Source organism: Streptomyces sp. NPDC091649 (assembly GCF_044756785.1).
Lineage (GTDB): Bacteria > Actinomycetota > Actinomycetes > Streptomycetales > Streptomycetaceae > Streptomyces.
The window spans coordinates 1,161,763-1,179,595 of record NZ_JBIVTR010000001.1; the positions used below are offsets into that span (position 1 = coordinate 1,161,763).

Annotated in this window: 22 protein-coding genes and 4 tRNA genes; 8 read left to right on the forward strand and 18 right to left on the reverse strand. The window is 70.3% G+C overall.

Annotated elements, in window-relative coordinates:
- Positions 1 to 23: 23 nt before the first annotated feature.
- The 7 genes from rplJ to ACIQMU_RS05155 form a co-directional block, all read right to left on the reverse strand.
- Entirely contained in the window at positions 24 to 581 is a 558-nt protein-coding gene (gene rplJ / locus ACIQMU_RS05125; protein WP_352243486.1) for a 50S ribosomal protein L10, read from the reverse strand.
- Between the two features lie 273 nt (positions 582 to 854).
- Complete coding sequence (locus ACIQMU_RS05130; protein WP_402688221.1) at positions 855 to 1,772, reverse strand: hypothetical protein; 918 nt, start codon at positions 1,770 to 1,772, stop codon at positions 855 to 857.
- Positions 1,773 to 1,942: 170 nt separating this feature from the next.
- Positions 1,943 to 2,665 (reverse strand): 50S ribosomal protein L1, encoded by a 723-nt coding sequence (rplA, locus tag ACIQMU_RS05135; protein WP_018960179.1) that lies wholly within the window; start codon positions 2,663 to 2,665, stop codon positions 1,943 to 1,945.
- An 80-nt stretch (positions 2,666 to 2,745) separates the two neighbouring features.
- Positions 2,746 to 3,180: a 50S ribosomal protein L11 gene (gene rplK, locus ACIQMU_RS05140; RefSeq protein WP_352243484.1), complete on the reverse strand. Its 435-nt coding sequence runs from the start codon at positions 3,178 to 3,180 to the stop codon at positions 2,746 to 2,748.
- A gap of 176 nt (positions 3,181 to 3,356) precedes the next feature.
- On the reverse strand, positions 3,357 to 4,259 hold the full coding sequence (gene nusG, locus ACIQMU_RS05145; protein ID WP_402688222.1) for a transcription termination/antitermination protein NusG: 903 nt from the start codon (positions 4,257 to 4,259) through the stop codon (positions 3,357 to 3,359).
- Between the two features lie 72 nt (positions 4,260 to 4,331).
- Entirely contained in the window at positions 4,332 to 4,619 is a 288-nt protein-coding gene (gene secE, locus ACIQMU_RS05150) for a preprotein translocase subunit SecE (protein ID WP_018960177.1), read from the reverse strand.
- 106 nt (positions 4,620 to 4,725) lie between these two features.
- Positions 4,726 to 4,798: transfer RNA gene (locus tag ACIQMU_RS05155), tRNA-Trp, on the reverse strand.
- Positions 4,799 to 5,011: 213 nt separating this feature from the next.
- On the opposite strand from ACIQMU_RS05155, the gene ACIQMU_RS05160 reads away from it, so the two are divergent.
- A complete protein-coding gene (locus tag ACIQMU_RS05160; protein WP_352243482.1) occupies positions 5,012 to 6,238 on the forward strand; it encodes a pyridoxal phosphate-dependent aminotransferase in 1,227 nt (408 codons plus the stop codon).
- Between the two features lie 140 nt (positions 6,239 to 6,378).
- Positions 6,379 to 7,392 carry an adenosine deaminase gene (locus ACIQMU_RS05165; RefSeq protein WP_352243481.1) on the forward strand — a complete coding sequence of 338 codons (1,014 nt, stop codon included), beginning with the start codon at positions 6,379 to 6,381 and terminating at the stop codon, positions 7,390 to 7,392.
- Here the strand turns inward: ACIQMU_RS05165 and ACIQMU_RS05170 are convergent.
- Positions 7,385 to 7,996 carry a helix-turn-helix domain-containing protein gene (locus ACIQMU_RS05170; RefSeq protein ID WP_352243480.1) on the reverse strand — a complete coding sequence of 204 codons (612 nt, stop codon included), beginning with the start codon at positions 7,994 to 7,996 and terminating at the stop codon, positions 7,385 to 7,387. The genes ACIQMU_RS05165 and ACIQMU_RS05170 overlap by 8 nt on opposite strands.
- Before the next feature lie 99 nt (positions 7,997 to 8,095).
- On the opposite strand from ACIQMU_RS05170, the gene ACIQMU_RS05175 reads away from it, so the two are divergent.
- Positions 8,096 to 8,731 carry an NAD(P)H-binding protein gene (locus tag ACIQMU_RS05175; RefSeq protein WP_352243478.1) on the forward strand — a complete coding sequence of 212 codons (636 nt, stop codon included), beginning with the start codon at positions 8,096 to 8,098 and terminating at the stop codon, positions 8,729 to 8,731.
- Between the two features lie 77 nt (positions 8,732 to 8,808).
- On the opposite strand, the gene ACIQMU_RS05180 is transcribed toward ACIQMU_RS05175, so the two are convergent.
- The 6 genes from ACIQMU_RS05180 to ACIQMU_RS05205 form a co-directional block, all read right to left on the reverse strand.
- Positions 8,809 to 9,864: a UDP-N-acetylmuramate dehydrogenase gene (locus ACIQMU_RS05180; RefSeq protein ID WP_352243477.1), complete on the reverse strand. Its 1,056-nt coding sequence runs from the start codon at positions 9,862 to 9,864 to the stop codon at positions 8,809 to 8,811.
- Positions 9,865 to 9,994: 130 nt separating this feature from the next.
- Positions 9,995 to 10,423 carry a MaoC family dehydratase gene (locus ACIQMU_RS05185; protein WP_352243476.1) on the reverse strand — a complete coding sequence of 143 codons (429 nt, stop codon included), beginning with the start codon at positions 10,421 to 10,423 and terminating at the stop codon, positions 9,995 to 9,997.
- The gene (locus ACIQMU_RS05190; protein WP_352243475.1) at positions 10,423 to 10,875 is read right to left on the reverse strand and encodes a MaoC family dehydratase N-terminal domain-containing protein; all 453 of its coding nucleotides are present in this window, start codon (positions 10,873 to 10,875) and stop codon (positions 10,423 to 10,425) included. Before ACIQMU_RS05190 ends, ACIQMU_RS05185 begins: the two co-directional genes overlap by 1 nt.
- A gap of 115 nt (positions 10,876 to 10,990) precedes the next feature.
- A complete protein-coding gene (gene rpmG, locus ACIQMU_RS05195; protein ID WP_003956487.1) occupies positions 10,991 to 11,155 on the reverse strand; it encodes a 50S ribosomal protein L33 in 165 nt (54 codons plus the stop codon).
- Positions 11,156 to 11,243: 88 nt separating this feature from the next.
- Positions 11,244 to 11,316 (reverse strand) — tRNA-Met (locus tag ACIQMU_RS05200).
- A 47-nt stretch (positions 11,317 to 11,363) separates the two neighbouring features.
- Positions 11,364 to 11,436 (reverse strand) — tRNA-Thr (locus ACIQMU_RS05205).
- Positions 11,437 to 11,691: 255 nt separating this feature from the next.
- On the opposite strand from ACIQMU_RS05205, the gene ACIQMU_RS05210 reads away from it, so the two are divergent.
- Positions 11,692 to 12,987: an amidohydrolase family protein gene (locus ACIQMU_RS05210; RefSeq protein ID WP_402688223.1), complete on the forward strand. Its 1,296-nt coding sequence runs from the start codon at positions 11,692 to 11,694 to the stop codon at positions 12,985 to 12,987.
- A gap of 34 nt (positions 12,988 to 13,021) precedes the next feature.
- Positions 13,022 to 13,678, forward strand: a complete 657-nt coding sequence (locus tag ACIQMU_RS05215; RefSeq protein ID WP_402688224.1) for an SDR family oxidoreductase — start codon at positions 13,022 to 13,024, stop codon at positions 13,676 to 13,678.
- A 74-nt stretch (positions 13,679 to 13,752) separates the two neighbouring features.
- On the opposite strand, the gene ACIQMU_RS05220 is transcribed toward ACIQMU_RS05215, so the two are convergent.
- Positions 13,753 to 13,834 (reverse strand) — tRNA-Tyr (locus ACIQMU_RS05220).
- A gap of 163 nt (positions 13,835 to 13,997) precedes the next feature.
- Here ACIQMU_RS05220 and ACIQMU_RS05225 point away from each other — a divergent pair.
- From ACIQMU_RS05225 to ACIQMU_RS05235, 3 genes are all read left to right on the forward strand, one after another.
- Entirely contained in the window at positions 13,998 to 14,486 is a 489-nt protein-coding gene (locus ACIQMU_RS05225) for a YajQ family cyclic di-GMP-binding protein (RefSeq protein WP_352243454.1), read from the forward strand.
- A gap of 204 nt (positions 14,487 to 14,690) precedes the next feature.
- Positions 14,691 to 15,215 carry a methylated-DNA--[protein]-cysteine S-methyltransferase gene (locus tag ACIQMU_RS05230; protein ID WP_352243453.1) on the forward strand — a complete coding sequence of 175 codons (525 nt, stop codon included), beginning with the start codon at positions 14,691 to 14,693 and terminating at the stop codon, positions 15,213 to 15,215.
- Positions 15,216 to 15,218: 3 nt separating this feature from the next.
- Positions 15,219 to 15,950, forward strand: a complete 732-nt coding sequence (locus ACIQMU_RS05235; protein ID WP_352243452.1) for an alpha-ketoglutarate-dependent dioxygenase AlkB — start codon at positions 15,219 to 15,221, stop codon at positions 15,948 to 15,950.
- A gap of 10 nt (positions 15,951 to 15,960) precedes the next feature.
- On the opposite strand, the gene ACIQMU_RS05240 is transcribed toward ACIQMU_RS05235, so the two are convergent.
- The 3 genes from ACIQMU_RS05240 to htpX form a co-directional block, all read right to left on the reverse strand.
- Positions 15,961 to 16,233 (reverse strand): GlsB/YeaQ/YmgE family stress response membrane protein, encoded by a 273-nt coding sequence (locus ACIQMU_RS05240; protein WP_352243451.1) that lies wholly within the window; start codon positions 16,231 to 16,233, stop codon positions 15,961 to 15,963.
- 152 nt (positions 16,234 to 16,385) lie between these two features.
- Positions 16,386 to 16,778, reverse strand: coding sequence for a YccF domain-containing protein (locus ACIQMU_RS05245; RefSeq protein WP_352243449.1), 393 nt, complete (start codon positions 16,776 to 16,778; stop codon positions 16,386 to 16,388).
- Complete coding sequence (gene htpX, locus ACIQMU_RS05250) at positions 16,775 to 17,638, reverse strand: zinc metalloprotease HtpX (protein WP_352243447.1); 864 nt, start codon at positions 17,636 to 17,638, stop codon at positions 16,775 to 16,777. Before htpX ends, ACIQMU_RS05245 begins: the two co-directional genes overlap by 4 nt.
- Positions 17,639 to 17,833: the final 195 nt, after the last annotated feature.

Sequence of the window (17,833 nt, forward strand, 5' to 3'; positions counted from 1 at the left end):
GCCCGCTGGACCGCTGAGCGAAATTACTCGGCGGCCTCGGCGGGAGCCGGAGTACCGGCACCGCCCTGCTCTTCCTTCTTGGCGCGAAGCGCTTCCGCGGTGCGGACGAACTTCGACGGCAGGGCCTGGAAGACCTGCGCCGCCTGCGTCTGCTTGCCCTTGAAAGCACCGGCCAGCTTGGAGAGCAGAACCTCGCGGGACTCGAGGTCCGCGAGCTTCTTGAACTCATCGGCGGACAGCGCCTTACCATCAAGGACACCGCCCTTGATGACGAGGTTGGGGTTGTCCTTGGCGAAGTCACGAAGACCCTTCGCCGACTCCACCGGGTCACCGGTGACGAAGGCAACCGCCGTCGGACCCGAGAACAGGTCGTCCAGCGTGTCGATCCCGGCCTCGTTGGCCGCGATCTTGGTCAGCGTGTTCTTCACCACGGCGTACTGGGCGTTCTCACCGAGCGAACGGCGCAGCTCCTTGAGCTGTGCCACGGTGAGACCCCGGTACTCGGTCAGCACAGCGGCGCTCGAGCTGCGGAACTGGTCCGTCAGCTCGGCTACCGAGGCAGCCTTGTCGGGCCTTGCCATGAGCGTCGGCCTCCTTCCGGGTGATGAGGACCGCTCAGAAGGGGCCGGGAAAGACGAAACGCCCCAGCACAAGTGCCAGGGCGCGACTCGACCGGACAGAGTCCGGGAGCGTTCCACAGTCACCTGCGCGGGTCGTCCGATCTAGCGGAACCTTCGGTCACCGTCCCTCTGACGAGGCACAGTGACGACCAGCGGTCTTTGGCTTCTTGGTGAGACTACGCGACCGGACGGGGGACGGGCAAATCCGTCCCCCTTCGTCCTGTGCGGGAGGTGTCAGGAGGCCCCGACCGTGGCGCCGCCCTCCTGCTTCATCATCTCCTTGAAGTCCACGGTGTCCGAAGCCGGCGGCCTCTCGGAGGGGACCTCGATGCCGTAGTCGCTGTAGAAGAGCGTCGAGTTGAACGTGCCGGTCTTCATCTCGCCGCGCTCGGTCTTCTTCACCAGGAGGTCGTTCTTGTCGACCCAGATGTCGACGGTCTGGGTGCTCACCCCGGCCAGGGCCAGCTGCTCCTTGAAGGCGGCCAGCTGCTCGGCGTCCAGGTTGCTGTTCTTCGCGGTCAGCTCCGCCACGTCGACCGTGCCGGAGTAGTGCGTCGCGGGAACCCCGCGGACGTCCTCCTGGCCGACCTTCTTCACGTCGCCGGAGGCCAGGAGCGCCTTCACGCCCTGCTCGGGCGTGCTGTTCTGGAGCTGGTCCTTCATGACGTCGCCGGAGGCGCCGCCCAGCTCGGCGATGTCCTTGTAGGAATACCGGATCCAGTGCTTCCCGCCGGTGTTGGCCGCCATGCCGTCACCCATGTTGGCGTAGTACTCGTCCTTGAAGTACCGCGCCTCCATCGATCCGTCGCCGCCGGCCTGCTTCAGGGCGTCGCCCATGGTGCCACCGGTGTACGTGATGGTCAGCGTGCCCGAGAGGCCGTCGGCCCAGCCGATGGCGCCGGACTGCTTCATGGACACGGCGGTGCCCATCTCGGTGGTGCCCTCGACCTTCGCGGACTGGGCGCCACCGGTCTTCTGCTGCACCTGCTTCAGCGCGGCCACAGGGCTCACCTTGCCGATGGCGCCGGCCTTGTCCTTGCCGGAGCCGCTGCTGCCCCCCGAGCCGTCTGAGCCACCGCAGGCCGCTATCGACGTCAGTGCCGCCGCGGCGGCCAGAGCCGTGCCCATGCGTCGTGCCGTGCTCGTCCTCATGTGCCGTCCACCCCTCGTATCGTCTTTCGTCCCCCGCACTACAGTGCCACAGGGCACTGACAGGGAGAGGGCCTCACGGATACGAGGACGGGCCCCGCACCTCGAAAGGTTGCGGGGCCCGTTCACACAGTGCACGCGTACGACGCGGCTACCGGGTGAGCACGAAAGGCTCAGACGGCGGCCGGGTCCTCCTCGACGAGGAGGTTGCGGGTGCGGTTGGCGTCCAGCGGGATGCCGGGGCCCATCGTGGTGGCCAGGGTGGCCTTCTTGATGTAGCGGCCCTTGGCGGCGGACGGCTTCAGACGGAGGATCTCGTCCAGCGCCGCTGCGTAGTTCTCCACCAGCTTGGTCTCGTCGAACGAGGTCTTGCCGATGATGAAGTGCAGGTTCGAGTGCTTGTCGACGCGGAACTCGATCTTGCCGCCCTTGATGTCGTTGACAGCCTTCACGACATCGGGGGTGACGGTGCCGGTCTTCGGGTTCGGCATCAGACCACGCGGACCGAGCACGCGGCCCAGGCGGCCGACCTTGCCCATGAGGTCCGGGGTCGCGACGACGGCGTCGAAGTCCAGACGGCCCTTCGCCACCTCGTCGATGAGCTCGTCGGCGCCGACGATGTCGGCTCCGGCGGCTTCCGCGGCCGCAGCACGGTCACCGGTCGCGAAGACCAGGACCCGGGCGGTCTTGCCGGTGCCGTGCGGGAGGTTCACGGTGCCGCGGACCATCTGGTCGGCCTTGCGCGGGTCGACACCCAGGGCAAAGGCGACCTCGACGGTGCCGTCGAACTTCGTGGTGGACGTTTCCTTGGCGAGACGGACGGCCTCGAGCGGGGCGTAGTTGCGCTCCCGGTCGATCTTGGCGTCCGCAGCGCGGAGGTTCTTGCTGCGCTTCACTTCTACTCCTGTGGTTTCCGAATGTGGAGTCGTGGTGCGGACCAGCGCTTGGTCCTACCACTGGTGGTTACGGGGCTGGATCAGCCTTCGACCGTGATGCCCATGGAACGGGCGGTGCCGACAATGATCTTCGACGCGGCGTCGAGGTCATTGGCGTTCAGGTCGGGGAGCTTCGTCGTGGCGATCTCGCGGACCTGGGCGGCCGTCAGCTTGGCGACCTTGGTCTTGTGCGGCTCGCCGGAGCCCTTGTCCACACCCGCGGCCTTGAGGATCAGCTTGGCGGCCGGCGGAGTCTTCGTGATGAAGGTGAAGGAACGGTCCTCGTAGACCGTGATCTCCACCGGCACGACCATGCCACGCTGCGACTCGGTCGCGGCGTTGTAGGCCTTGCAGAACTCCATGATGTTGACGCCGTGCTGGCCGAGCGCGGGGCCGACCGGCGGGGCCGGGTTCGCCGCACCGGCGTTGATCTGGAGCTTGATAAGCCCCGTGACCTTCTTCTTCTTGGGAGGCATTGCTCTCTCCGGGTCCTATGAGAGTGTTTCGCCGCCGATTCCGGTCATCCGGATGGAGGCATACCGCACAACGATAACGGGTATAGCTGTGCGACCAAAAACCCAGCAGGTCAGAGCGGCCGCGAAGCCCCTCTGACCTGCTGGGTAGGCATGTGTCCAGAAACCGGCGGGAGGCGCTAGTTCTTCTGGATCTGGTCGAAGCTGAGCTCGACCGGAGTCTCGCGGCCGAAGATCTCGACGAGGCCCTTGACCTTCTTCGAGTCGGCGTTGATCTCGTTGATCGTGGCCTGCAGCGTGGCGAAGGGGCCGTCCGTGACGGTGACCGAGTCACCGACCTCGAAGTCCAGCACCTGGACCTCGACCTTGCGGGACGGAGCAGGCTTGCCCTCGGCCTCGGCGGCCTCGCGGGCGGCCTTCTCCTCGGCCTCCGGGGCGAGCATCTTGACGATCTCGTCCAGGGTCAGCGGGTACGGGTCGTAGGCGTTGCCCACGAAGCCGGTGACGCCCGGCGTGTTCCGCACGACGCCCCAGGACTCGTTCGTCAGGTCCATGCGCACCAGCACGTAGCCGGGGAGCTTGTTCTGCCGGACGTTCTTGCGCTCGCCGTTCTTGATCTGGACGATTTCCTCTTCGGGCACCTCGGCCTGATAGACGAACTCCTCCACGTTCAGCGAGACGGCACGCTGCTCCAGGTTGGCCTTCACGCGCTTCTCGTAACCGGCGTACGTGTGGATGACGTACCACTCGCCGGGGAGGCCGCGGAGCTCTTCGCGCAGGGCGGCGACGGGGTCGACGGGGGCGGCCGGCTCGGCCTCTCCCTCGTCGTCGGCCTCGACCGCCTCGGCGGCCTCTTCCTCGTCGGACTCGGCTGCGGCGGCGCTCTCGCCGGGCTCGTCGGACTTCTCGGCCTCGACGTTCACGGCGGCCTGCTCGGCGGGCTCGCCGGCGGCGAGGTCTGCGGCCTGGGCCTGGTCCGGGTCCACGGAGTCAGCAGCCTCAACGATGTCGAGCTCGTCCTTGGCGGACTCGAAGGCGCCAGCCTCGGGCTCGACGGCGTCGTTCAGGTTCGGGTCAGACACGATGGCTGCTTCTTCCTGGATACAAAGGGTGGAACGTGCGAAAGGGGCGCCGGTCGGACGCCTTCCGCGGGATCAGCCGAAGACGTACTTGATGACCCGCGCGAATCCCATGTCGAGAACGGTAACAAGACCGATCATGACGACGACGAAGACGATCACCACGGAGGTGTACGTCGTCAGCTGGCTACGCGTCGGCCAGACGACCTTACGGAGTTCGGCGACGATCTGGCGGTAGAACAGCGCGAGCCGGCCCAGGGGGCCCTTCTTGCCGCGCTTGCCGCCCTTCCGAGTCTTCTTCTTCGACTCGGGAGCTTCATCCTCAGCATCAGGCATGTCGATGGAGCCCACGGCGTCCGTCACGCTACTCACCTGATTCCGGGTCGTGGCCGTGCCGCGCCCGGTGGAGCCGCACGGCTGTGCAATGAAGTACGTACATGCGCACACATCCTGGCGAAGGAGTGTGTAGCAGGGCCGGAGGGACTTGAACCCCCAACCGCTGGTTTTGGAGACCAGTGCTCTACCAATTGAGCTACGACCCTTTGTGGTTTCCACCAACCTACCGCATCTTCCCCGGTGACCGGGTGCAGGAACGGTGCGGCTGGTGAAGGCCAACGACAGGTGAGTGTACGTGCTCGGGGCCGTCGCGTCGAACAGACAACTACCGACCGGTCCTGTCCGGATGCTGTCCGGGTCCTGTCCGGACCCTGAAACCCCTGTGCCGGCGGCTTTCGCGGTCTGCGAGCATGGGGCCCATGAGCGCTGCAACTTCACCGTCCGAGCGCCGGGTTTCCGCCCGCATCGGTGCGATCTCCGAGTCCGCGACCCTCGCCGTCGACGCCAAGGCCAAGGCCCTCAAGGCCGCCGGGCGCCCGGTGATCGGCTTCGGGGCCGGCGAGCCCGACTTCCCGACGCCCGGCTACATCGTCGACGCCGCGGTCGACGCCTGCCGCAACCCGAAGTACCACCGCTACACCCCGGCCGGCGGGCTCCCCGAGCTCAAGGCCGCCATCGCGCAGAAGACGCTGCGCGACTCCGGCTACGAGGTCGACCCCGGCCAGATCCTGGTGACCAACGGCGGCAAGCAGGCCATCTACGAGGCGTTCGCCGCGATTCTCGACCCGGGCGACGAGGTCATCGTCCCCGCCCCGTACTGGACCACCTATCCCGAGTCGATCCGGCTCGCCGGCGGGGTCCCGGTCGAGGTCGTGGCCGACGAGACCACCGGCTACCGGGTCTCCGTCGAGCAGCTGGAGGCCGCGCGCACGGAGAAGACCAAGGTCGTCCTGTTCGTCTCGCCGTCCAACCCGACCGGCGCCGTCTACAGCGAGGCCGACGCCGAGGCCATCGGCCGCTGGGCCGTCGAGCACGGCCTCTGGGTGCTCACCGACGAGATCTACGAGCACCTGGTGTACGGCGACGCGACCTTCACCTCCCTCCCGGCGATCGTCCCCGAGCTGCGGGACAAGTGCGTCGTCGTCAACGGCGTCGCCAAGACGTACGCGATGACCGGCTGGCGGGTGGGCTGGATCGTCGGCCCGAAGGACGTGGTGAAGGCCGCGACCAACCTCCAGTCGCACGCCACGTCCAACGTCTCCAACGTCGCCCAGGTCGCCGCCCTCGCGGCGGTCTCCGGTCCGCTGGACGCCGTCGCCGAGATGCGCACCGCCTTCGACCGCCGCCGCAAGCTGATCGTGCGGATGCTCAACGAGATCGACGGCGTGTTCTGCCCGGTGCCCGAGGGCGCGTTCTACGCCTACCCGGCGGTCAAGGAGCTGCTCGGCAAGGAGATCCGCGGCAAGCGTCCGGCCACCACCGTCGAGCTGGCCGCGCTCATCCTGGACGAGGCCGAGGTCGCCGTCGTCCCCGGCGAGGCGTTCGGCACCCCGGGCTACCTGCGCCTGTCCTACGCGCTGGGCGACGACGACCTGATCGAGGGCGTCTCGCGGATGCAGAAGCTGCTGGGCGAGGCCACGGCCTGACCGGTCTGCCGAGAACCGCTCACGAAGGTGCCCCCGGCCGCTGGAACCCTCCACCGGCCGGGGGCACCTTTTTGTTCGAGCCGCACCCCGTAGGGGAAAGCGGCTACCGCTCCGGCCCGCCCGTGCGGCAGGATCTTCCAATGGAGCGTGATGTACGTCTGTTGCCCAAGGCCCACCTGCACCTGCACTTCACCGGGTCGATGCGGCCCACCACCCTGCTCGAACTCGCCGACAAGTACGGGGTCCATCTCCCCGACGCCCTGACCGGCGGTGAGCCGCCGAAACTGCGGGCGACCGATGAGCGCGGCTGGTTCCGTTTCCAGCGGCTCTACGACATCGCCCGGTCGTGTCTGCGGTCACCGGAGGACATCCACCGTCTGGTGCGCGAGAGCGCCCAGGAGGATGTCGCGGACGGCTCCGGCTGGCTGGAGATCCAGGTCGATCCCACCTCGTACGCCCCGCTGCTGGGCGGGCTGATCCCGGCGATCGAGATCATCCTCGACGCCGTGGACAGCGCCGCCCGGGACACCGGCCTCGGCATGCGCGTGGTGATCGCCGCCAACCGGATGAAGCACCCGCTGGACGCCCGCACCCTGGCCCGGCTGGCCGTGCGGTACGCGGACCGGGGCGTCGTCGGCTTCGGGCTGTCCAACGACGAGCGGCGCGGCATGGCCCGCGACTTCGACCGGGCCTTCGCCATCGCCCGCGAGGGCGGCCTGCTGGCGGCTCCGCACGGCGGCGAGCTGTCCGGGCCCTCCAGCGTGCGCGACTGCCTCGACGACCTGGACGCCTCGCGCATCGGCCACGGTGTCCGGGCCGCCGAGGACCCGCGGCTGCTGCGCAAGCTCGCCGAGCGCGGGGTCACCTGCGAGGTCTGCCCGTCGTCCAACGTGGCGCTCGGCGTCTACGAGAAGCCCGCCGACGTCCCCCTGCGCACTCTGTTCGACGCGGGCGTACCGATGGCGCTGGGAGCGGACGACCCGCTGCTGTTCGGTTCGCGGCTGGCCGCCCAGTACGACCTGGTGCGCCGGCACCACGGGTTCACCGACGAGGAGCTGGCCGAGCTGGCCCGCCAGTCGGTGCGCGGATCGGCGGCCCCCGTGGACGTACGGGAGAAGCTGCTCTCCGGGATCGACGACTGGCTGGCTAGCTGATCCCGGGGGCTCCCGGGCCGATCCCGCCCAGCAGCGTGCGGGCGAGGGAGGCGGCGAAGTCGTCCAGGGGCTGCGGAGGCTCGCCGCCGGGGAGCGCCGCGTAGGCGAAGGCCCGCTGGGCGCAGGCGCCCAGCAGCAGGGAGGCGGCGGCATAGGTGTCCGCGTCGGCCCGGACACGGCCCGCCGCCTGTTCGGCGCGCAGGTAGGCGTCGAGTTGCCGGATCGGCAGGTGGGGCCCGACTCCCAGCTCCCGCATGCCCTCCTCGTGGCGGCGCTTGAGCCGGGGTTCGGCGTACAGGGAGGCGGCCATGGGGAAGGTCTGCTCGTAGAACAGGGCGGCCTGCCGGGCGACGTCCACGAGATTGCCCTCGACGGCGCCCTCGCCCGCCGTCAGTCCGCCGAGCAGGTTTCCGAGGCGGGGCAGCCGCTCCGCGAGGACGGTGACGAACAGCTCCTCCTTGCCGGAGAAGTACTTGTAGAGCGCGGCCTCCGAGCAGCCGGCCGCCCTGGCGATCTCCTTGGTGGTGGTCCGGGCGAGGCCGATGGAGAGCATCAGCTCGTGCGCCGCGTCGACGATCCGGACGCGGGCGGGCTTCTGGTCCATGCGTGCTCCAACAGGCCGTGTGACCCGGAGATCTTGACGTCCGGGTGGGGACAACTCACTCTAGGGGTGAGTGAACACTCACCCACCAGGGAGCGCACCATGCGAATCACCGTGTTCGGGGCGACCGGCGGCGTCGGTCGGGAGATCGTCGGGCAGGCCCTCGCGGCGGGCCACGAGGTGACGGCCGTGGTCCGCGATCCCGGCCGGCTGCCGGATTCACCGGACCGCACCGCGCTGCACGCCGTCGTACCGCTGGACGACCCGGCGGCGGTGCGGGCGGCGGTGGCGGGCCGGGACGCGGTGCTCTCCGGGCTGGGCTCGCGCGGCCGGAAGGCGAACGGCGTCGTCGAACGGCTGACCGGGCAGGTCCTGGCCGCGATGGAGGCCGAGGGGGCCCGGCGGCTGCTGGTGGTGAGCGCGGTGCCGATCGGGCCGGAGCCGGCGGACGAACCGCTGGTCGACCGACTGGTGCGCAAGGGGATCGGGGCGGTCCTGGCCGAGCTGTACGCCGATCTCGCCCGGATGGAGGCGGCGCTGGTCCGCAGTGGGACGGACTGGACCTCGGTACGTCCCCCGAAGCTCACGGACGGGCCGCTCACGGGTGTCTACCGGCAGGTCGTGGGCGGTACGCCGCGCAGCAGCCGGTCGATCTCCCGGGCCGATGTGGCGCACGCGATGCTGGCGTTGACCGACGACCCGGCGGCCGTGCGGCAGGGCGTGGGCGTCGCGTACTGACCGCGGACGTCTGGCTGCCGCCCGGCGTACGGTCTCTGCCGGCCGGCGTACGTACCCGGCCGGCCGGCGTACGCCTTCTACAGGCTCACGCCGACCGTCACCGGCTCGTTGACGAGGGTGACGCCGAAGGCCGCGTGCACCCCGGCGACGACCTCGCGGGCGAGGGCGAGCAGGTCCTCGGTGGTGGCCGTACCCCGGTTGGTGAGGGCGAGGGTGTGTTTGGCGGAGATCCGGGCGGGGCCGGTGCCGTAGCCCTTGGTGAATCCGGCCCGGTCGATCAGCCAGGCCGCCGAGGTCTTGGTCCGGCCGTCCTCGGCGGGGAAGGCCGGCGGCGTCACGTCCCGGCCGAGCCGCTCGCGGACCCGGTGGAGGAAGTCCTCGAACGCGGCGGCCTCGAGGATCGGGTTGGTGAAGAAGGACCCCGCCGACCAGGTGTCGTGGTCCTCCGGGTCCAGCACCATGCCCTTGCCGGCGCGCAGCCGCAGCACGGTCTCACGGGCGGCCGGCAGCGGGACGCGGTCGCCCTGCTCGACGCCCATCGCCCGGGCCGTTTCGGGGTACTTCAGGGGTGCGGAGAGCCCGGCCGCCTCTTCCAGCTCGAACCGGACACGCAGCACGACGAACCGGTCGGGTTCGGCCTTGAAACGACTGTGGCGGTACGAGAACGCGCACTCCGCGTTCGGAATCGTCACGGTCTCCTGGCTGTGCCGGTCGTAGGCGACCACCTCCGTGATGGTGGAGGACACCTCCTGACCGTACGCGCCGACGTTCTGGATGGGCGTCGCGCCCGCGGATCCGGGGATGCCCGCCAGGCACTCGACGCCCGCGAGGCCCGCCTCGACGGTCCGCGCGACGGCGTCGGTCCACACCTCGCCGGCCGCCAGCTCCAGGGACGTCCCCGAGAGCGCGAAACCCTTGGTGGCGATCCGCAGCGCGGTGCCCTCGAAGCCCTTGTCCCCGATGACCAGGTTGGAGCCGCCGCCGATCACCAGCAGCGGGGTGCCGTCCGCGTCGGCCTCGCGCACGGCGGCGATCACCTCGGCGTCGGTCGTGGCGGTCAGCAGCCGGGCGGCGGGGCCGCCGAGCCGGAAGGTGGTCAGGGGGGCGAGGGGGGCGTCGTGGAGTTCCTGCACGGGGACAAGAGTACGGTCCGCGCCCCCGCCGCTCGTGCGGGGCCACGGACCGTACACCGGGGTCCGGGTGCTCAGGCGGCCACCGGCTCGGGGGCCCCAGCGCTCCGGCCGGCCGGGCCGGCGGCACGCCTCAGGCGAGCCGGACCACGGCCCGGGACATCCCCAGCACCTTCTTGCCGTCGCACATGGCGAGCAGGTCGACCCGGACCAGGTGGTCGTCCAGCTTCGCCGCGACCTTGCCGCTGACCTCGATCAGAGCGCCCTCGTCGTCGTTGGGTACGACGACCGGCCTCGTGAAACGCACTCCGTAGTCGACGACCGCGCCCGGGTCGCCGGCCCAGTCGGTCACCACCCGGATCGCCTCGGCCATCGTGAACATGCCGTGGGCGATCACGTCCGGCAGCCCGACCTCCCGCGCGAACTTCTCGTTCCAGTGGATGGGGTTGAAGTCGCCCGAGGCGCCCGCGTACCGCACGAGCGTGGCCCGCGTCACCGGGAACGTCTGCGCCGGCAGCTCCGTACCGACCTCGACCGAACCGTAAGAGACCTTCGCCGTCATCACGCCTCCTCGGCGGCGCGCGCCACCAGCTTCATCAACGTCGTGACCACCAGTTCGCCGGCCTCGTCGCGGACATCCCCGCGGACGTCCAGGACATCGTTGCCCGCCAGGGACTTGATGCCCTCGATCGTCGACGTGACCGTCAGCCGGTCCCCCGCGCGTACCGGACGCACGTACGAGAACTTCTGGTCCCCGTGCACCACCCGGCTGTAGTCCAGGCCCAGCTGCGGGTCCTGCACCACCTCTCCGGCGGCCCGGTAGGTGATCGCGAAGACGAACGTGGGCGGTGCGATCACATCGGCATGACCGAGCGCGCGGGCGGCCTCCGCGTCGACGTACGCCGGATGGGAATCGCCCACCGCCTCGGCGAACTCGCGGATCTTCTCCCGGCCGACCTCGTACGCCGGAGTGGGCGGATAGGTCCGCCCCACGAAGGACTGGTCGAGCGCCATCAGCTCGCTACCTCCTGATGAAAGACGAATAAGGGCACGCCCCATGAGGGGAGCCCACCCCATACAACGACACGAGGCCGCCCCCAGAGGGGACGGCCTCGTGTACGAGCCTGATTCAGCGCGTTTCGCGGTGCGCGGTGTGCGAGTTGCAGCGCGGGCAGTGCTTCTTCATCTCAAGACGGTCCGGGTTGTTACGCCGGTTCTTCTTGGTGATGTAGTTCCGCTCCTTGCACTCCACGCAGGCCAGCGTGATCTTCGGGCGGACGTCGGTGGCAGCCACGTGAGTGCTCCTTGGACGGACGGTGGACGGATGAACGCATAAAAGGGTAGCCGATCGAAGGACCGACCCAGCAATCGGCTACCGTTAGTAGCGGTGACCGGACTTGAACCGGTGACACAGCGATTATGAGCCGCTTGCTCTACCGACTGAGCTACACCGCTTTGATGATGTGAGTCCCCCCGCCGAAGCGGGGTTTCCCGATCACCAGAGCCCCAATGCGGAATCGAACCGCAGACCTTCTCCTTACCATGGAGACGCTCTACCGACTGAGCTATTGGGGCGAGCGATGAAGACATTACACGGTCCCCCGCCGGTTGCCCAAATCCGTTTGTGCCGCTTGCTCCGGCCCCCCGCCCGGGGCCCCTCACACCCCCTGATCAGCCCTTGATCCAGGCCGCGGCCGACTCCGGAACGGCCCCGGCCGGCCCCCGGTACGGGCACACCGGTACGACTATTCGGCTCCTCCCGGAAGCCGCCGCCGCACGCCCCTAAGGTGTGGTCACTCCGTGTGACCTTGCACCCCTCCCAGGAGCGCGATGCCCGACAGCCAGCCGCGGCGGCCCGACGACAACGCGCCCGACAGCGCCGACGCGGCCGCCCCCGCCGACACCCCCGCCCTCGTCCTCGGCGGAGCCCGCCTCGCCGACGGCCGAGCCGTGGACGTACGCCTCAGCGGCGGCCGGATCGAGGCCGTGGGCACCGCGGGCAGCCTCACCGCCCGCGGTCCCCGCGTCGATCTGCGCGGCTACCTCCTCCTCCCCGCCCCGGCCGAGCCCCACGCGCACGGCGACACCGCCCTCACCGCGGACAGCGTGGGCCCCGGCAGCCCCGGCCCCGCCTCCCGGCGCACCGAGGACATCCAGCGCCGCGCCACCGAGGCCGCCCTCCTCCAGCTCGGCCACGGCGCCACCGCCCTGCGCACCCACGTCCGCGTCGGCGACGTCCAGGGCCTCGCCCCGCTCGAAGCCGTCCTGCGGGCCCGGCGCGCCCTGCACGGCCTCGCCGACGTCACGCCCGTCGCGGTCCCCCGGCTCCTCACCGGCGTCGCGGGAGCGGACAGCCTCGCGATGCTCAGGGACGCGATGAGCATGGGCACGCCCGTCGTCGGCGGCTGCCCCGACCTCGACCCGGACCCCACCGGCTACACCGAAGCCGTCCTGGAGATCGCCGCCGAGCACGGCCGCCCGGTGGACCTGCACACCGACGGCGACGACCCCGCCCGTCTGGCCCGGCTCGCCGCGATGGCCGCCGGCCTGCGCCCTGGCGTCGCCCTCGGCCCCTGCGGCGGCCTGGCCCACCTGCCCCTGAACGCCGCGACCCGCGCCGCCGACCAGCTCGCCGCCGCCGGGATCACCGTGGTCTGCCTGCCCCAGGGCGGCTGCGCCGGCGCGGAACGCCGTACGGCCGCCCCCGTACGCCTCCTGCGCTCCGCCGGCGTGCGCGTCGCGGCGGGCAGCGGCGCGCTGCGGGACACGGCCAACCCCGTCGGCCGCGGCGATCCGCTCGAAGCCGCCTACCTCCTCGCCTCGCAGGCAGGACTGCGCGCCGAACAGGCGTACGCCCTGGTCTCCACGACCGCCCGCGCGGCCCTCGGCCTTCCCGACGTGCGGGTCGAGGCGGGCTTCCCCGCCGAACTCCTCGCCGTACGCGGCGAACGGCTCTCCGCGGTGCTCTCCGTCGCGTACAGCCGCATCGTCATCCACCGCGGCCGGATCGTCGCCCGCACCAGCGCCGTGCGCGAGTACCGCGACTCGGGCTCCGACGCCACCGCGGGCCCCGGTGGACTCCCCCGACAGGGGCGGTCCGACTCCGGCGCGGGGCCGACGGACTGAGCGCGCCCCCGCCCCCGGGCGTACGGTCGGGGGTATGCGCATTGTCATCGCAGGTGGACACGGACAGATCGCACTGCGGCTGGAGCGGCTGCTCGCCGCACGCGGGGATGAAGCCGTAGGGATCATCCGCAACCCCCAACAGAGTCAGGACCTGACCGAAGCCGGCGCCCGGCCCGTCGTGCTGGACCTCGAATCGGCCACCGTGGAGCAGACCGCGGAGGTTCTGCGCGGCGCGGACGCGGCCGTCTTCGCGGCGGGCGCGGGGCCGAACAGCGGTGTCGCCCGCAAGGACACCGTCGATCGCGACGCGGCCGTGCTGTTCGCCGACGCGGCCGAGGCGGCGGGCGTACGCCGGTACCTCGTCGTCTCCTCGATGGGCGCCGACCCGGACCACCCCGGCGACGAGGTCTTCGACGTGTATCTGCGGGCCAAGGGCGCGGCCGACGCCGACGTGCGCTCCCGCAGCGCGCTGGACTGGACGATCCTGCGCCCCGGCATGCTGACCGACGACGCGGGCACCGGACAGGTCCTCCTGGCCGTCTCGACGGGCCGCGGCCCGATCCCCCGCGACGACGTGGCGGCCACGCTGCTGGAGCTGCTGGACACCCCGGCGACGGCGGGTCTCACCCTCGAAGCGATCTCCGGGAACGTGCCGGTGACGGTGGCCGTGAAGGACGTCGCGGGCAACTGATCCGGCCGGCCCCGCCCCGCCCCGACAACGAGAAAGCCCCCGACCGGACGGACTGGTCGGGGGCTTCGTTCGCGTGGCGGCGCCAGGGTTCGAACCTGGGTAGGCTGAGCCGGCAGATTTACAGTCTGCTCCCTTTGGCCACTCGGGCACACCGCCTCGAACGACGCGTCGGATCTCGTGTGGAGTTCCTTGGCGACGACGTAAACAATACCTGATGGCCGGGGGTGCTCCGCCACCTGATTGATCAGCGGCCGGAGGGGGCGGTGGTGGCTAGGCTTGCGCCGTATCCCACAGCATTCGACGCAAGGAGCCACACGTCATGGCCGACTCCAGTTTCGACATCGTCTCGAAGGTCGAGCGGCAGGAGGTCGACAACGCCCTCAACCAGACCGCCAAGGAGATCTCCCAGCGTTACGACTTCAAGGGCACGGGCGCCTCGATCTCGTGGTCGGGCGAGAAGATCCTGATGGAGGCGAACGGCGAGGAGCGCGTCAAGGCCATCCTCGACACCTTCCAGTCCAAGCTGATCAAGCGCGGCATCTCGCTGAAGTCGCTGGACGCCGGTGAGCCGCAGCTCTCCGGCAAGGAGTACAAGATCTTCGCCACGATCGAGGAAGGCATCTCCCAGGACAACGCCAAGAAGGTGGCGAAGATCATCCGCGACGAGGGCCCGAAGGGCGTCAAGGCGCAGGTCCAGGGTGACGAGCTGCGGGTCAGCTCGAAGAGCCGGGACGACCTGCAGGCCGTGCAGGCGCTGCTGAAGGGGCAGGACTTCGACTTCGCCGTGCAGTTCGTGAACTACCGCTGACCCGCTGCTTCGATCCGTACGGGCGTTGCCTGACCGGTCGGACCGGACCGGGCTGAGTGCAGCGGAGGCACACCGCCGAGGCCGGCCTCGGCGGTGTGCCTCTTCGTGTTCCGGGACCGGGGCCCGGTGCGGTGTCCGAATACCGCCGGTGGAGTTCGGCGGTGGGGCGCAGACTGGCCGTACGGACGGGAGAAGTGATCGGGCATGACGACGACGGTGTATGCGCGGGTGGAGAGCCCGCTGGGCGAGTTGCTGCTGGTCGGCGAGACCGCGGTGGGCGGGCCGGACGCGGCCGGAGGCGCCGGGGCCCGGCTGCGTTCGCTGTCGATGCCGGGTCAGAAGGGCGGCGTGGCCGTCCAGGACGGCTGGCGGCACGCCCCTGAGGCGTTCGCGGAGGCCGCCGCGCAGTTGGAGGCGTACTTCGCGGGCCGCTCGACGCGGTTCGACGTGCCGTTGGCACAGGGCCCGGGCACGGAGTTCCAGCGGCGGGTCTGGGCGGTGCTGGAGTCGATCCCGTACGGGAGCACCGTCTCGTACGGGGAGGTCGCGGCGCGGGTCGGGGCCTCCGGCGCGGGGGTGCGGGCGGTGGGCACGGCGATCGGGCGCAATCCGTTGCTGGTCGTGCGGCCGTGCCACCGGGTGATCGGGGCGGACGGGGCGCTGCGGGGGTACGCGGCCGGACTGGAGCGGAAGAAGCTGCTGTTGGGCATCGAAGGCGTGGCGGGCTGAGCCGTGGAACCTGGGCTTCCGCCTTCCTCGGACGGTCTGTTCCGCCGGCCCCGGCGGGAGGTCGCACCGGGCGCCGTCCATGTGCCGGAGTGGCTGCCGGTGGAGCGGCGGGCGGAGTTGGTGTCGGCGTGCCGTCAGTGGGCGCGGGGGCCGGTCCCGTTCCGGCACACGGTGCTGCCGGGCGGCGGGGTGATGTCGGTGCGGACGGTGTGTTTGGGGTGGCACTGGCAGCCGTACCGGTACGTGCGTACGGCTGACGACGTGAACGGCGCCCGGGTGGCCGCGTTCCCTGGCTGGCTGGGCGACCTGGGGCGGGCGGCGGTGGCCGAGGCGTACGGGGACGCGGGGGCGGCGGAGGCGTTCGCACCGGACACCGCGCTGATCAACTTCTACGACGACGACGCCCGGATGGGCATGCACCAGGACAAGGGGGAGCGGTCGAGCGCTCCCGTGGTGTCGCTGAGCATCGGGGCGAGGTGCGTGTTCCGCTTCGGGAACACGGAAGGACGCGGGCAGCCCTATACGGACGTGGAGTTGGGGTCCGGGGATCTGTTCGTCTTCGGCGGGCCCTCGCGTTTCGCGTTCCACGGGGTGCCGAAGGTGTACGCGGGGCCGGCCGACCCGGCGGCGGGGCTGCGGACCGGCCGGCTGAACCTGACGCTGCGGGAGACGGGGATGACGTCACCGGACGCGCGGGGGGACGGTGTACGCCGGTGGCCTGCCGGGCCCCGGTGACGGCCCCGGGTCAGCGGCGTTCGCGGGAGTTGCCGAACAGCAGTCGGTAGGCGATGAGCAGGACCAGTGAACCGGCGATGGCGGCGATCCAGGTCGCGGTGTCGTAGAAGTCGTTGCTGATGGGGCGGTCGAGGAATTCGCTGGAGAGCCAGCCTCCGACGAAGGCCCCGGCGACGCCGATGAGAGTGGTGCCGATGATGCCGCCCGGGTCGCGTCCCGGGAGGAGGATTTTCGCTATGACTCCGGCCAGCAGCCCGAGAATGATCCAACTGATGATGCCCATGCTGCTGCCCCTACCCCTTGCTTCCTCTTGAAACCCAAGACGCCGCGCATGCGCGTTCGGTTGCCCGGGGACGGCCGCGGGGTCGGGGCGGACGCCTCCGGCCGGTGCCGGCACCGCTGACGGTCGTCCCGTCGGCGCTGGGGGGTCAGCGCCTAGCGGGTGACGAAGGGCTGGTCCGTAGGGACGATCTCCTTGCCGAAGGGCATGAGGGAGACGGGGATCAGCTTGAAGTTGGCGATGCCCAGGGGGATGCCGATGATCGTGACGCACAGGGCGATGCCGGTGGTGATGTGGCCGAGGGCGAGCCACCATCCGGCGAGAATCAGCCAGAGGACGTTCCCCACGCAGGAGGGCGAACCGGCGTCCCGGCGGTCCACGACGGTGTAGCCGAACGGCCAGAGGGCGTAGACGCCGATCCTGAAGGCGGCGAGCCCGAAGGGGATGCCGATGATGGTGATGCAGAGCAGGACGCCCGCGAGCAGGTAGCCGAGGAACATCCAGAACCCGCAGAGGATCAGCCAGATGATGTTCAGGATGGTTTTCACGGGCGATGACCTGCCATCTGTTCTAGTCGGGCGATTCGCTCCGCCATCGGCGGGTGGGTGGAGAACATTCTCGCCGCCCCCCGACCGGGCCGGAAGGGATTCGCGATCATCATGTGGCTCGCGGTCTCGATCCTCGGCTCAGGTGGCAGCGGGAGTTGTTTCGTCCCGGCGTCGAGCTTGCGCAGGGCACTGGCGAGCGCCAGCGGGTCGCCGGTGAGCTGGGCGCCCGAGGCGTCGGCCTCGTACTCGCGGGAGCGGCTGACGGCGAGTTGGATGACGGAGGCGGCGAGCGGCCCCAGAATCATGATCAGGAGCATGCCCAGGAGGCCAGGCCCCTCGTCGTCGTTGGAGCGGCCCACCGGGATGAGCCAGGCGAAGTTGACCAGGAACATCACGACGGAGGCGAGGGCTCCGGCGACGGACGAGATGAGGATGTCCCGGTTGTAGACATGGCTGAGCTCGTGGCCGAGAACGCCGCGCAGCTCGCGTTCGTCGAGGATCTGGAGGATGCCCTCGGTGCAGCAGACGGCGGCGTTGCGGGGGTTGCGTCCGGTGGCGAAGGCGTTGGGCGCCTGTGTCGGGGAGATGTAGAGGCGCGGCATGGGCTGGCGGGCCGCCGTGGAGAGCTCGCGGACGGTGCGGTAGAGCTGCGGCGCCTCGAATTCGCTGACGGGGCGGGCGCGCATGGCCCGCAGGGCGAGCTTGTCGCTGTTCCAGTACGCGTAGGCGTTGGTGCCGACGGCTACCAGAAGCGCGACGACGAGGCCCGTACGTCCGAAGAAGCTGCCGATGACGATGATGAGTGCGGACAGTCCCCCGAGGAGTACGGCGGTCTTCAGCCCGTTGTGCCGGCGGTGCACGGTACGCCCTCCAAGTGGTGCAGCAGGGGAACCCTTTGCATGGTGGTGCTCCACTTCCCAGTGGAGCCTCCTGCACTGGTCAACGCCAGGCGAGGGGAGCTAGTTCCCTTGTGCGTGCGGCTGGAGGGCGGGGCGGTGCGGTGTGTTCACGCCGGTCGGGCCCCCGGCCTCGTACGGAGGGGCGCTGAGCCGTAC

What these genes read in the sequence shown, in the direction of transcription:
- rplJ (WP_352243486.1), bottom strand. Translation starts at nt 581, where the DNA reads ATGGCAAGGCCCGACAAGGCTGCCTCGGTAGCCGAGCTGACGGACCAG.
- ACIQMU_RS05130 (WP_402688221.1), bottom strand. Translation starts at nt 1,772, where the DNA reads ATGAGGACGAGCACGGCACGACGCATGGGCACGGCTCTGGCCGCCGCG.
- rplK (WP_352243484.1), bottom strand. Translation starts at nt 3,180, where the DNA reads ATGCCTCCCAAGAAGAAGAAGGTCACGGGGCTTATCAAGCTCCAGATC.
- ACIQMU_RS05160 (WP_352243482.1), top strand. Translation starts at nt 5,012, where the DNA reads ATGAGCGCTGCAACTTCACCGTCCGAGCGCCGGGTTTCCGCCCGCATC.
- ACIQMU_RS05165 (WP_352243481.1), top strand. Translation starts at nt 6,379, where the DNA reads ATGGAGCGTGATGTACGTCTGTTGCCCAAGGCCCACCTGCACCTGCAC.
- ACIQMU_RS05170 (WP_352243480.1), bottom strand. Translation starts at nt 7,996, where the DNA reads ATGGACCAGAAGCCCGCCCGCGTCCGGATCGTCGACGCGGCGCACGAG.
- ACIQMU_RS05175 (WP_352243478.1), top strand. Translation starts at nt 8,096, where the DNA reads ATGCGAATCACCGTGTTCGGGGCGACCGGCGGCGTCGGTCGGGAGATC.
- ACIQMU_RS05185 (WP_352243476.1), bottom strand. Translation starts at nt 10,423, where the DNA reads ATGACGGCGAAGGTCTCTTACGGTTCGGTCGAGGTCGGTACGGAGCTG.
- ACIQMU_RS05190 (WP_352243475.1), bottom strand. Translation starts at nt 10,875, where the DNA reads ATGGCGCTCGACCAGTCCTTCGTGGGGCGGACCTATCCGCCCACTCCG.
- ACIQMU_RS05210 (WP_402688223.1), top strand. Translation starts at nt 11,692, where the DNA reads ATGCCCGACAGCCAGCCGCGGCGGCCCGACGACAACGCGCCCGACAGC.
- ACIQMU_RS05215 (WP_402688224.1), top strand. Translation starts at nt 13,022, where the DNA reads ATGCGCATTGTCATCGCAGGTGGACACGGACAGATCGCACTGCGGCTG.
- ACIQMU_RS05225 (WP_352243454.1), top strand. Translation starts at nt 13,998, where the DNA reads ATGGCCGACTCCAGTTTCGACATCGTCTCGAAGGTCGAGCGGCAGGAG.
- ACIQMU_RS05230 (WP_352243453.1), top strand. Translation starts at nt 14,691, where the DNA reads ATGACGACGACGGTGTATGCGCGGGTGGAGAGCCCGCTGGGCGAGTTG.
- ACIQMU_RS05240 (WP_352243451.1), bottom strand. Translation starts at nt 16,233, where the DNA reads ATGGGCATCATCAGTTGGATCATTCTCGGGCTGCTGGCCGGAGTCATA.